This is a genomic window from Vibrio sp. 2092 (assembly GCF_033339635.1).
In the GTDB taxonomy this organism is placed as follows: domain Bacteria; phylum Pseudomonadota; class Gammaproteobacteria; order Enterobacterales; family Vibrionaceae; genus Vibrio; species Vibrio alginolyticus.
The window spans coordinates 78,331-91,398 of sequence record NZ_JAWOUY010000010.1; the positions used below are offsets into that span (position 1 = coordinate 78,331).

Annotated in this window: 10 protein-coding genes; 5 read left to right on the top strand and 5 right to left on the bottom strand. The window is 43.4% G+C overall.

Annotation, left to right across the window (positions count from 1 at the left end):
• The first annotated feature begins 95 nt into the window (after nt 1–95).
• A complete protein-coding gene (locus tag R7P80_RS17210) occupies nt 96–1,715 on the top strand; it encodes a S1 family peptidase (RefSeq protein ID WP_005382202.1) in 1,620 nt (539 codons plus the stop codon).
• 4 nt (nt 1,716–1,719) lie between these two features.
• Complete coding sequence (locus tag R7P80_RS17215; protein WP_005382200.1) at nt 1,720–2,088, top strand: hypothetical protein; 369 nt, start codon at nt 1,720–1,722, stop codon at nt 2,086–2,088.
• Between the two features lie 72 nt (nt 2,089–2,160).
• Here R7P80_RS17215 and R7P80_RS17220 read toward each other — a convergent pair whose 3' ends face one another.
• Nucleotides 2,161–2,757: a VOC family protein gene (locus tag R7P80_RS17220; RefSeq protein WP_025766980.1), complete on the bottom strand. Its 597-nt coding sequence runs from the start codon at nt 2,755–2,757 to the stop codon at nt 2,161–2,163.
• Between the two features lie 220 nt (nt 2,758–2,977).
• On the opposite strand from R7P80_RS17220, the gene argS reads away from it, so the two are divergent.
• The 3 genes from argS to R7P80_RS17235 all read left to right on the top strand — a co-directional run bounded on the left by argS (nt 2,978) and on the right by R7P80_RS17235 (nt 5,936).
• On the top strand, nt 2,978–4,711 hold the full coding sequence (gene argS / locus R7P80_RS17225) for an arginine--tRNA ligase (RefSeq protein WP_005388349.1): 1,734 nt from the start codon (nt 2,978–2,980) through the stop codon (nt 4,709–4,711).
• 124 nt (nt 4,712–4,835) lie between these two features.
• Nucleotides 4,836–5,264 (top strand): HIT family protein, encoded by a 429-nt coding sequence (locus R7P80_RS17230; RefSeq protein WP_005382194.1) that lies wholly within the window; start codon nt 4,836–4,838, stop codon nt 5,262–5,264.
• A 150-nt stretch (nt 5,265–5,414) separates the two neighbouring features.
• On the top strand, nt 5,415–5,936 hold the full coding sequence (locus R7P80_RS17235) for a YqhA family protein (RefSeq protein ID WP_005382193.1): 522 nt from the start codon (nt 5,415–5,417) through the stop codon (nt 5,934–5,936).
• A 108-nt stretch (nt 5,937–6,044) separates the two neighbouring features.
• On the opposite strand, the gene R7P80_RS17240 is transcribed toward R7P80_RS17235, so the two are convergent.
• From R7P80_RS17240 to R7P80_RS17255, 4 genes are all read right to left on the bottom strand, one after another.
• Nucleotides 6,045–6,275, bottom strand: coding sequence for a FeoC-like transcriptional regulator (locus R7P80_RS17240; protein WP_005426709.1), 231 nt, complete (start codon nt 6,273–6,275; stop codon nt 6,045–6,047).
• Nucleotides 6,272–8,548 (bottom strand): Fe(2+) transporter permease subunit FeoB, encoded by a 2,277-nt coding sequence (gene feoB, locus R7P80_RS17245; RefSeq protein ID WP_170897204.1) that lies wholly within the window; start codon nt 8,546–8,548, stop codon nt 6,272–6,274. The genes R7P80_RS17240 and feoB overlap by 4 nt, the downstream gene beginning before the upstream one ends.
• Complete coding sequence (locus tag R7P80_RS17250; protein WP_005382190.1) at nt 8,548–8,775, bottom strand: FeoA family protein; 228 nt, start codon at nt 8,773–8,775, stop codon at nt 8,548–8,550. The genes feoB and R7P80_RS17250 overlap by 1 nt, the downstream gene beginning before the upstream one ends.
• An 832-nt stretch (nt 8,776–9,607) precedes the next feature.
• Nucleotides 9,608–12,985: an AraC family transcriptional regulator gene (locus R7P80_RS17255; RefSeq protein WP_053350448.1), complete on the bottom strand. Its 3,378-nt coding sequence runs from the start codon at nt 12,983–12,985 to the stop codon at nt 9,608–9,610.
• Nucleotides 12,986–13,068: the final 83 nt, after the last annotated feature.

Sequence of the window (13,068 nt, forward strand, 5' to 3'; positions counted from 1 at the left end):
AATTTTTCATTTCTCCACAACTATTTACTGAGAGAATGATTCCGTTTATCATTTGCCCTCCTTATAATAAACCACGTTAATATTACGGAATTAAAATGAAAAAAACGTTAGTGGCTTTTCTGATTGGGCTGACTTTACCAGCAACCACAATCGCAGATACTCTTGAGCCTGTTCAGAATGATGTATCCACTCGCATTATCGGCGGCGAACCTGCCAACACTTCCGACTGGAAATTTATTGCTTCACTGGTACGTAAAGGACAACCTACATCTATTGGTCACTTTTGTGGTGGCAGTTTCCTAGGTGGAAAATACGTATTAACTGCTGCGCACTGTGTGGAAGGTCTTAATGCGGACGATCTGGATATCGTTCTTGGTCTTTATGACAAAAACAGAGAGTCTCAAGCACAGCGCATCGCCATTAAAAATATCTATTCACATGATGAATATAACAACATAACAACGAACAATGACATCGCTCTTATTGAATTAGAACGCAATATCGATAGCGCAACTATTGACCTGGCAACGCCAGAACTTTTAGATAGCGTACGCGTAGGAGACAAGTTGCACGTGGCTGGATGGGGAAATACGTCCACGACAGACCGAATATACCCAACCGTTTTACAACAAGTAGATTTGGAATACGTAGATCGAGCTACCTGCCAAAACCTACCAGGAAACTACTCTAATGTATCAGATGACGGTATTTGCGCCGGATACTATTGGGGAGGTAAAGATAGCTGCCAAGGAGATAGCGGCGGTCCACTCATCGTTGATGATAACGGTATCAACAAATTGCTAGGCGTGGTCAGCTGGGGGGATGGATGTGCTCAACCAAACGCTTATGGTGTTTACGCCAACGTCGCTCATTTTCAACACAATGGATGGATAGATAGCCATCGCAATACTATCAGCTTCACTAAGTACCGAGATCTTCGTTTCGTTGAGCGAAAAGCGCAGCAAGAGACCTTTACTATTCGTAATGACGATACTATCCCATTCAACATCTACCAAAGCACAATATCATACGGAAGTACCATCGAGAAAAGCACTTGTACTGGTACCTTAAAGCCTTCGCAAAGCTGTCAAATTACCGTCGGCTACCAACCTAGCTATTCGGGATCAGAAACAACGATAGAGCTCTTTACCGATCATCCGAAACTGTCCAGACTCACAACAACTTTCGAGTATTCAGGTGTAGATAAAGCAAGCAGATCAGTGCGTAATGCCATTCCGCTAGCAGACGCAAATGTTTATACCGGTCAAAACGCTTGGACGGCTGAAAATGGTGAACTGCAATCAGCGGATATGGGAGCTTATCCTGGTGTATCTGAGCTGGTTTTGACCGATCTTCCGAAGGGCAAACTTACCATGGATCTCAAAGTAATGTCCGATGGTTTTGATTACTTGTTCATCTTAGTTAATGGTGAAATTTACGATAGCACCAACCAACTCCTCGATTATAAAGAGATCCAGATCGATCTTTACAAAGCATCTAATACGATAACGTTTGAATACGTCCAACACCCGTTTTCAAGTGGCATTTACAGCGCGCAAGCATTTGTTCGCAACATAAATATGTCAGTCAGCACAGATAATACGGGCGATGCTGGTAACGACGTTAATAAAAAGTCTAGTTCAGGCGGCAGTTTATCTATTGGCCTACTGGTGTTAATGGCTGCAGGTTCATTCGTACGACGCAAAAAAAGGTAACGAGATGAAACATAGACTCAAGATATTCCTACTTGGTTTGGGCACTATCAGTTTAACTGCATGTTCAGCAAACGCAGGACTGCAAACAAACCAGACGTCTGAGCACCAAGCAATGATGGTAGAGACTTATAGGACAAGTGAGAGTCAAATTTCATTTATCACAGAGTCTAACGGCTGCAGTAAGAACGATGATTTTAGCCTAAAAATAGAGCAAAGCTCACAGACAGAAGCTCTTATTACTATCGTTAGAGACAAGGCGGATCATTGTAAACGAATGCCGTTTGCCAAAACTTTTACACTGCCTTTAGATGAAGAGTTGAAAGGCAAAAAACTTTCCATTACCAACCCAAAAAGCAAGTCACTGGCTAAATAGTGATTCGCTTACGAAAGGGAGCCTCGGCTCCCTTTTTGCCTATCGCAACTCAGCAATTCTCACCCTAGCGTTTTACGCCTGCTCAGACTCCACAATACGCTTAAGTGAATGCGGGTGCAGTTTGATACAAATGCCTTGGTACTTAAACGCCACTGTTGGGTTATTCAAGCGTTCGCCATCCCCTTTCGGGCTCGACAGTTTGATCTTCACACCCAGCTCTTCTAACTCATTAAAGCGTGCGCCAAACGCTGGATAAGTGTGTCTCAAATCAGCAAGAAACTCATCTGCGGTTTCGGCATGAGACGGAATCACAAACTCCACATGTTCCCAGCTTTCAGTTGGGTAGATTTTGCCTTCCGCAGGGTATGGCAGCTCCAGACACTCAATCTTCCAGCCACGACTTTCCAACGCTTTATCGAACTCAATAACAATAATTGGGCGACCGTTGATTTTCGCTTGTGAAATCACCTTTCCGTATTGACTCCAAGCCTCATGCGCAGCTTTTGCGGTATCAGTATCGTTAATACGCAACGCAATATGGTCAGCTTGAGCAAAGCTCAGATCCAGTTTTAACAGGGATGCAAACTCTTCAATCTTCGCCATAAATGCATCCAAATCTTGGATCATCAATTCAGGCGCTAGGCGTTTTTCAACTAGTTGAGTCGTCATTGTGGTTCTCTTTTGGGGCGATTTATCTCATTACTCTGAGCGCAATAGTAAACGCAAACCAAACCACATTTCCATTCAATCGAAAAAGTATAAATTTCCCCAATTCCTCTCTGTATGAAAAGCAATAAAGTTGTTATCATTAGCCCCATTTTTGTGAACTCCAACAGAACTCGGCACTTACTTCGCCGAGTTCTTCGTCCTTGAATTGAAGGAAACGCGTGTGAATATCCAAGCACTTATTAATGACAAAGTATCTCAGGCTCTAGAAGCCGCTGGCGCACCTGCAGGCAGTCCTGCGGCAGTACGCCAATCAGCAAAGCCACAATTTGGTGACTACCAAGCAAACGGCGTAATGGGCGTTGCTAAAAAACTGGGTACTAACCCACGAGAATTTGCACAGAAAGTACTGGATGTTCTAGACCTAGATGGTATTGCAAGCAAGACAGAAATCGCTGGTCCTGGTTTCATCAACATTTTCCTAAGCGAAGAGTTCCTAGCAAAACAAGCGGAAGCAGCACTGGCTGACTCACGTCTTGGCGTTGCAGCAGACGAAGCTCAAACTATCGTTGCTGACTACTCTGCACCAAACGTAGCTAAAGAAATGCACGTTGGTCACCTACGTTCAACCATCATCGGTGATGCGGTGGTACGTACTCTTGAGTTCCTAGGTCACAAAGTGATCCGTGCGAACCACATCGGCGACTGGGGTACTCAGTTCGGTATGCTTATCGCAAACCTTGAACGTGTACAACAAGAGTCTGGCGAAGTTTCTATGGAGCTTGCGGACCTTGAAGGCTTCTACCGCGAATCGAAAAAGCTGTACGATGAAGATGAAGACTTCGCAGTAAAGGCGCGAAACTACGTTGTGAAACTGCAAAGCGGTGACGAGTACTGTGCAGAAATGTGGAAAAAACTCGTTGATGTAACCATGATCCAAAACCAGCGCAACTACGACCGTCTAAACGTGTCACTGACTCGTGACGACGTGATGGGCGAGAGCATGTACAACGACATGCTTCCTAAGATCGTTGCAGACCTAAAAGAACAAGGTCTTGCCGTTGAAGATGATGGCGCGCAAGTTGTATTCCTAGATGAATACAAGAACAAAGATGGCGAACCAATGGGCGTTATCGTTCAAAAACGCGATGGCGGTTTCCTATACACAACAACAGACATCGCATGTGCAAAATATCGTTATGAAGAGCTAAGCGCAGACCGTGTGCTTTACTTCATCGACTCACGTCAACACCAGCACCTAATGCAAGCTTGGACAATTGTTCGTAAGGCAGGCTACGTACCTGAGTCAGTATCTCTTGAGCACCACGCGTTCGGCATGATGCTTGGTAAAGATGGTAAGCCATTCAAGACTCGTGCGGGTGGTACCGTTCGCCTTGCCGACCTTCTAGATGAAGCAGAAGTTCGTGCAGCACAACTGATCGAATCTAAAAACCCTGAGCTAGATGCGGAAGAAAAAGAGAAGATCTCTAAAACAGTTGCAATGGCAGCGGTTAAATACTCTGACTTATCTAAACACCGTACGACTGACTACGTGTTCGATTGGGACAACATGTTAGCGTTTGAAGGTAACACAGCACCATACATGCAATATGCATACACTCGCGTAGCTTCTATTTTCGCTAAAGCTGGTGTTGCTATGGACGCTCTCCAAGGCGACATCAAAATCACTGATGAGAAAGAGAAAGCACTTATTGCTAAACTTATGCAGTTCGAAGAAGCGGTTCAATCTGTCGCTCGCGAAGGCCAACCGCACATCATGTGTAGCTACCTATTCGAACTAGCAGGTCAGTTCTCTAGTTTCTACGAAGCGTGCCCTATCCTAGTTGCTGAAGACGAAGCTGTGAAACAAAGCCGTCTGAAACTAGCTGCGCTAACAGCGAAGACCATCAAGCAAGGTCTGTCTCTACTAGGTATTGATACTCTAGAGCGTATGTAATCCGCTTTTACGTAGGTAGCTTAAGTAGCACAAGCTAAATGATGACAAAGGTTGACGTGAAAGCGTCAACCTTTTGTTTTATCTGGCGTATACTGATGTCATTCAATTCAAATCGGACAACATAATGAGTTTTGAACTGCACCCTCAACTGGCAAAAGACACCACCGTTATCGGCCACTTCCCACTGTGTGTGGCGCTTCTGCATAAAGATAACGCCGTGCCATGGGTTATCTTGGTCCCTAAACGTGCAAACCTAAAAGAGCTTCACCACTTGCCAATGCAAGAACAGCAACAGTTTTTGCTAGAGTCTCAAGCGGTAAGCCAAGCACTGGAAGCAACATTCCGTCCAGACAAGCTAAACCTTGGTGCGCTAGGTAATATGGTGCCACAGCTGCACATTCACCATATTGCTCGCTTCAAAGATGACGTAGCATGGCCGGGACCGGTTTGGGGTAACACCAAAGGTGAATTCCGTACAGAAGAAGAGCAAAACGAATTGCTTGGTCGCATTAAAAATGTGCTGTCACTGAGTTCTATTTTCCAAAAAGCATAAGCACTGCTAGCGAAAATAATTCGCCTTTGAATACGGCTGAAATAGACAGAGAAAGATTAATACGTATTTGTAACAATCTTTCTCATTTTTCTGGGATTATCACTAAAATAAAACTTGTTTAGACTACCAGCTCAGTTAGAGAGGGTCATCATGAAACAAGTCTTCAACACATTCCGATACGTCAGCTGGATCGCCATTATCTGTTCTATGGCTGCTTCATTCTTGCTTTTTCTTATGGGTGCAGCAAAAACCTATTCGGCATTTGCGGTCTTCATTCTCAATCAAACACCTCCAGAAGCACTCGCACATTTAGATAAAGCAGACATCGCGATCGCTTATTTGATCAAGTCACTGGATACGTTTCTTGTCGCACTAGTTTTGTTCATCTTTGCTCACGGCATCTACACACTATTTATTTCCAACAAAGCTAAAGCGAAAACACAAGAGCAGTCGGTTTTGCATTGGATCAGAACCCCAAACATCGGCCATCTAAAAAACATTTTGGCTGAAGTCATCATCGTGATCTTGTTTGTGAAGTTCTTAGAGCTCGTGCTGATTAACTTCGACAGCTTAGATTGGACGATCTTAACATTACCTATTTCGATTTTAGTTTTAAGTCTTGGTTTAAAGTTCCTAGAGTTAGGCGCGACTAAACACTCTGAAGAACATTAATTTCGCTGTATTCACAAACAATAACCAGCAAAATAAAAGCCGCATCATTGCTGATGCGGCTTTGTCGTTTTTACGTGATAATTTTTAGGTGACTAATTTTGATAGTCGCTACATGGTGACTGTCAGAGACAAACCATCTTGTTTAGTCACTGAGTAGCGAACACGAGTCACGTCATGAGCTTTATTGGTGTCAACTAGGCGGCTAATTTTGCCCTTCTTAATCCACACACTTAACATCGCGTCAGCACCATCTTCACTCATCCCAAACTGCTTAGCCAGATCTGACTGGGAAACGGTTCCTTTGTCTGCAATGTATTGATAAAGCTCTTTTAAAATCATGCTACTTGCGCCTCTAATGCACCGTTTTGTTTCTTACCAACTCGTTTGAACACACGGTATGTGCCAAAGAAGATAGCTACGATCACTGCCATCCAAATGCCACTTGTCACTGGGCTATCTGCGAAATGCGTCAATTGGTTGTAGAACGTCGCACATAGGTAAGCCAAGCCCATTGTCCAAACCGCGATAAAGCGTGCGAACTTATGACCAAACTCACGTACGTAAGCCCCCATCGCCGCCACACAAGGTGTGTACAGTAGGATAAAGATTAGGTAAGCAAATGCGGCATTGCCAGAAGCAAACTGCGATTTAATGTTACCGAAGATAGAAGCATCGACTTCTTGTTCTTCGGCAACGGCATTTGAGTCAGTTAAGTCACCCACTTCAATGCCTAGTGGATCTGAGTAGCTCAAACCGGCTAGGTTTTCAGGGATACTCATTACTGCCTCTTCTAGGCTGCCCATTAGATCAAATTCTGCGTCTTCACCGTCGCTTGGCGTGGTGTATAGGCTGTTAAGCGTACCAACTACCGCCTCTTTTGCGAAGATACCGGTAATGATACCAACCGTCGCTGGCCAGTTATCTTCTTGAACACCGATTGGCGCGAATACTGGAGTAACAACTTGCGCAGCTTTAGAAAGCACCGAGTTTTCGCTGTCTTCGTTACCAAAACTGCCATCAGTACCCAATGAGTTGAAGAAACTCAGAATAGCAACAACGATAACGATGGTTTTACCTGCACCAAGTACAAAGCGCTTTAGCTTTTGCCAAGTTTTGATCACCACGTTTTGTAGCGTCGGAAGCTCGTAATCTGGCATTTCCATCACTAGGCTGTCGCTGCTACCTGGGTAAAGCGTGTGCTTAAGGAAAAGACCTGTGAAGATCGCTGCCACAATACCAAGTAGGTAAAGTGCGAATACAATGTTCTGGCCAGAACCTGGGAAGAATGCCGCAGCGAATAGCGCGTATACAGGCAGACGAGCACCACATGACATAAATGGTGCCATAGAGGCAGCCAGTTTACGCTCACGTTCTTGGTCTAGAGTACGAGTTGCCATGATTGACGGTACGTTACAGCCAAAACCAAGAACCAACGGTACAAATGCTTTGCCCGGTAGGCCGATCTTCTGCATCACTTTATCTAGTACGAATGCTGCACGAGCCATGTAACCTGAGCTCTCAAGTACCGCTAGGAAGAGGTACAAACACGCGATAACCGGAATGAAGGTTGCAACCGTCTGGATACCACCACCGATACCATCAGCAAGAACCGTCACTAACCACACAGGCAAATGACCGTCTAACAAGTGATGCCCACCATCAACCAATAATGCGCCCACACCAATGTCAAAAAAGTCGATAAATGCACTACCGATGTTAATCGAGAACATAAACATCAGGTACATAACAACAAAGAAGAAAGGAATTCCAATCCACTTGTTCAAAATAAACTGGTCGAGTCTTTCAGTCACACTACGACTTAACTTGCCTTCGCTTCGGCGAACTTTTTTACACTGTTCATGCAGATGCGTGTACTTAGTATCCGCGACATGCAAATCGATATCCAAATCTAACGTCGTAATGACTTCCAAGACTTTGCTTCTATCAATATCAGAAAGACTATTGAGCACCATTGTGTCTTTTTCAAGCGCACGAATCGCTAGTGCACGATGAGCGACGTTTTGGTCGTTAAAAAGTGCGGAAACCGTTTGAATTGCCGACTCCATCTTCTCACCGTAATGCAAAGACAATTCTTTAAGTGGCACTCCTTGAACGATGGATTTATGGAGCTTTTCTTTAAACTCTGCCACTTGAGTTTTATTGGTTGCAGATAAACTGACAACCGGACAACCTAACGTTTTCTCAAGCTCTGCAACGTTAATCATCTGACGTTCACGCTTTAGCGCATCCATCTTGTTGAGGACAACAATCATAGGGCGACCAAGTTCGCGAAGTTGCAGCGTCATGTATAAGCTGCGCTCTAAACTTGTAGCATCCACCACGTTAATAATGAGATCAGCAGGATGAGTTAGAACCGCACGCGATGCGATGGATTCATCAATACTATTACTATCATTACCACTGTCTAATGAGTAAATACCCGGAAGGTCAGTGAGCAAAAACTCATCCCCAGCATGCTTGAATTGTCCCGTTTTCTTTTCAATCGTGACGCCTGCCCAGTTACCAACTTGCTGTTTTGCGCCAGTTAAACCATTAAATAGCGTCGTTTTACCACTATTAGGGTTACCTACGGTTAGCACTTGATATTGCATTACACTCGCTCCACTTCAATTTTCTGAGCAATTGTTTCTCGCAATGCGACAGACACACCACGGACTTCGACTTGTAAAGGATCGCCCATTGGCGCACGTCGAATCACTTTGACTTCTGTATTGGGAAGCAGCCCCATTACCATGAGTTTCTTTCTGATATCTGATGAAAGACCATCTAACAACCGAATCGTCACCGTATCGCCAGGATTAATCTCTGATAACTTCATAGTGGCCCTTAAGAGTATTGCTAATGAGAAATATTATTATTTAATAAGTTTAGGTTGCCAATATTACTCCCCTATACCCCTTCAATCCTTGTGTGAAATCAAAGATTCCGTAAATGTTTTCACGCTTTCAAACGTTAACTTCGTAAATTTCCTCTCGTTATTTACGTCAAAATTAACAATTACAAATGACACCTAACGAAACAAAAATGTCACAAACCAAGACAGAAAACAAAAAATTCAAATTAAAACAATGGCTTAAGTAAAAAACCAAACGTTGTCGCTTTTCTCATATAAACATGGCGTTATTTTTATAAGAAAAATAAGTAACCTCTCGTATAGTTACTCCATCGAGAGGGCAACCTCTCTAATAAATTCCAGAGGTGGCATGGCAACATGTCACTCCGGCAGCAAGCGAAGGTGTCCTTGACACCCGTGGTATAGTCCCCCCGGCTATACCACGATATTTTTTTCACCTCTTTCAAAACTTCTTTACCTTATTCATCTTTTCAACACAGTTTTCGTTTTCACGAATGTCGCATGCCATCACTCCCCCAAATGAACCACGCTCTTTTGATACAGCAATACAACTGTCATTTATTTGTTGCAACTATCAGTAAATCATTCTCTTGAAGCCATTTATGCTTATTGCTATGAACATCGCGACTAACAGATAGAACGTGATCGTGCTTACGTGTTGAGAATGGATTTGTAGGCTAGATGTGATGAAGAAACAATGAAACTTACTGCGTTAGCAACTGCAGCAATAATAGAGCACTGTATGCAGCTCCCCAGCATCTTAACTATTAACTAGGGAGCGTATAATGAAGGTTTTCTAGTTAATTTCTTGGCTTTCTTGAGTCAAAGCAAACTTGGAAGGGGGCAAACCAAAATGCAGCTTAAACTTTTGGCTAAAGTAAGATGGATCATTAAAGCCACAGTTAAAGGCGACTTCACTGATTTTCTCACCCGCCAATAACTGTTCACACGCCGTTTCTAAACGAACCTCTGTGACATAGTCTTTTAACGTTCTTGACGAGGCAGATTTAAAACGTCTCTGCAAAGAGCGTTCAGACATATACAGCATTTTAGCGGCTGACGCAGTGCCAAATTCAGGATCATGGTAATGCTCTGCCACTAATTGATAGACTTTTTGCAACCACTCTTTCTCTGGTGTGACTTGATCTTCTGCAATAGTTACAGGATTGAGTTCTTGCTGCGGTTCATCCAGATAACTACTTTCCTTCGCAGATGGCCATGTAATCTCGACTTTGTTTTGAGCATCAGAAGAGAAGACAGCCAAATAACCACCACTCGTTGTCACTAGTTGGGCAAGGTGGTCAATACTCAACTCAGAGTGATTTAAGTTAGATGGAAGCCCAGTCGCGACTTTATTAGGTAATTGCGTCCCGTAATCAAGAAAGCTCAATGACACAATATCATGCCCCTTTTCTAGCATAATTCTAACCGTTTGACCCCGGAAAGAGCGCTTGATGATATTGGCAAAAATGCTATTGAAAATAACATCAAGATTAAAGCTTTCCAGAGCAACCCGGCTCTGCTTACTCTCATCTTCTAGCTCTACCAAAATACCCGCTTTTGCAAAGTCATCTTGCCATACATCAACCACTGACTGAGTTATCTGACTCAAGTTGTAGTTCTGACTCCCACCACTTACATCACTTGGAACGCTTTTGAGTTCATTTAACTGCCAATTCGTTTTAGCCAAATGATCCTCCGTCGCAGTATCGAGAGGCATAGGTAGTTTCGCCACAATAAAGTCGACGCTTGATTTTATGGATAGAGCTACATGGTCTACGAGTAGGTTTCTAACTTGAATCTGTTTACGTAATTGCTGGTTGCTCGTAAGCAACACTCTACTTTGATGTCTTAACTGATTCGTTTTGAGAGTCACTTGAGCTGCTAGATCACGGTTAGCCTGTACAACGTAGCGAGAGCGCCAGAAAACAAGTAATGCGACGACCGCAATACTAGCTACGACAAAGCCTAAAATAGCAAATCGCGATAGATACCAAGGATGAAGGACGATAAAGTGAGATTCTAAACCAACGACTCCAGTGGCAACTTGAGACTCATTACTGACCTGCAAGTGATATTCACCGGAACTAAGGTGCTCGAGTGTCAGTTGGCCCCCCTCTAACGTTTGCCATGGGTCATCGTTGTTCAATCGATAGTACAAATTTTGACTGTCTGGTTTTGGCATCACACCGAATAAAAAACTCAGCGAAGATCCATATGGCAGTGTGATCCCATTCAGATCGGCACTACCAACTTGCAGAACTTCATTTTCAAGCACAACTTGGCTAACAATAAACTTAGACTCTGGGGGATTAGATACAAGCAGCTTGGATGCTTCTGCTTTTACGAGTCCGTACTTCGACCCCAGAACAAGCTCTCGCTCACCAATTTCTGTCTGCTGTATAACGCTACAAATACCAGGGAGGAACTCATTGTTCATTAAGCCTGATGACGATGAGTAATGTTTCACTAACTCACCCGAAAGGTGGTAATAGCTTAAACCAACAGAGGAAGCTAACCATACACCTTGCCTGTCTCTGATCAAGCAAGCAGGTCTGGCGTTGGGCTCACTCATTTCAACAACACGTTTTTCATCGCTTCGTGTATCTGTTTTAAACACACCATAAGATGAAGCAAACCACTGGCTGCCATCAACCGCCGTGGTCATGTCTAATGATTCACCAAACTTTTCTGAAAAACGGATAAACTGGATGTTGTCATTACTGTATTGGTATACGCCATGATCGGTGCCTATTAATAGGGCATCTTCAGTATCATATAGGCGCGTAACCTTAGCAGGCAAATACTGACTTACTAGCCACTCACTTCCAAAGTTTCGTACGCTTTGTGCAGCAGTATCAACATTGTAAAGATGGTATCCGCTTGATACCCAAAGACGGTCATCACCATCAACGGTCACATGCTCTACTGCATGTCCAGCCATAACCTGTAAATAAGGAAATGTAATCTTGTTGAGACCATTTAGCTCAAATATTTCCAGCCCTTTTGAGGTTGCAAGCCAAAGCATGCCGTTTTGAAACGCAAATTCATTGATCTGCGACTCCAACTCTAAGACTTGGTTAATCCCACTCTTTCCTGAACGATAAATCTTTCGGTCATCAGCAAACCAAAGCGCACCATCAGGACCTTCAATAGTTTGCCGAATTCGTCCTGACAGGGTGTGTGAGTCATAACTACTAAAGGTCACTCGTTCAAATTTTTTACTAAATAGCGAGTAATAACGAATACCTTGGTTAGTCGCAATCCACATCCCTCCCATATTGTCGCTCAACAACGAATAAATCTTCGTGTTATCTAACTCTAACTCAAGAAAACTTGCAGGCGCGACTTCGGTGACCTCACCTGAAAAAAATGAGTACAAATAAAGGCCATGCTCTGTCCCCACCCAATACTCTTGATTTGTCTCTGCGAATGTCAAAACATGTGAGCCGCCAATTCTAATCACTTCTTTATCAGGCTGGTAAATGTTGAAAATTAAAGCGCCACGCAATGTACCTATCAAAATTTCTCTTCGCGTGTGTGAATAATAGACTTTCTCAATGTAGTTTTGACCTGAGGCAGCGACATGGTCAAACTTATCACCTTCAGAAAGATAGAAGCCGGAAGTCGTTGCTAGTGCCCACTTCGTTTCAACTAGCACCGCATCATTAATGTAAACGTAGCTATTATTACTATGTTGATAGAGCTGCAATAGAGAGAAAGAGTTTAACTCGCTAGTGTCGATATTGTAGGTATAGAAATGCGCGCCATCACTCACCCAAATATAGTTCTTTGAAGACCCTATTTTTCTTATTTGTGAGCCTGGATTTAAACTAAAGACTAAACGTCGCTCCTGATTTGGATAAGTTCGATAGACCTCATTTTCAATAAAGGTCCAAAAAGCACCTTTATGATAGGCCAACTGCTTGGCCGACGTTTGTAGGAAGCTACCTGATTTAGGCAATATAGTTTGACCATCGTAAAACAGGACTCTCCCGTGTACGTCATGAATCCACAAACCGCCCTTTTCACCCAAGAACAACTTTTTAGCCGCGATAAAAGTACCCTTTGCCTGAGTTGGCAAAGGGTAAAAGATTGCATTTGCATTATGAAGCGCAAATGCTTGGTAGGATAAGACAAAGCCCAACAGAGCAAGGGCTAATTGGCGTAGCAAGACGAAAACCTTTTGTATCAATTTGTGCTCTGAAAGTGACCGTTCATCGTTTGTAAAACATGGATTGATACGGTTATTTTGAG

Bases quoted from the DNA above. Each gene is read 5' to 3' on its own strand.
- R7P80_RS17210 (WP_005382202.1), top strand. From the start codon at position 96: ATGAAAAAAACGTTAGTGGCTTTTCTGATTGGGCTGACTTTACCAGCA.
- R7P80_RS17215 (WP_005382200.1), top strand. From the start codon at position 1,720: ATGAAACATAGACTCAAGATATTCCTACTTGGTTTGGGCACTATCAGT.
- R7P80_RS17220 (WP_025766980.1), bottom strand. From the start codon at position 2,757: ATGACGACTCAACTAGTTGAAAAACGCCTAGCGCCTGAATTGATGATC.
- R7P80_RS17230 (WP_005382194.1), top strand. From the start codon at position 4,836: ATGAGTTTTGAACTGCACCCTCAACTGGCAAAAGACACCACCGTTATC.
- R7P80_RS17235 (WP_005382193.1), top strand. From the start codon at position 5,415: ATGAAACAAGTCTTCAACACATTCCGATACGTCAGCTGGATCGCCATT.
- R7P80_RS17240 (WP_005426709.1), bottom strand. From the start codon at position 6,275: ATGATTTTAAAAGAGCTTTATCAATACATTGCAGACAAAGGAACCGTT.
- feoB (WP_170897204.1), bottom strand. From the start codon at position 8,548: ATGCAATATCAAGTGCTAACCGTAGGTAACCCTAATAGTGGTAAAACG.
- R7P80_RS17250 (WP_005382190.1), bottom strand. From the start codon at position 8,775: ATGAAGTTATCAGAGATTAATCCTGGCGATACGGTGACGATTCGGTTG.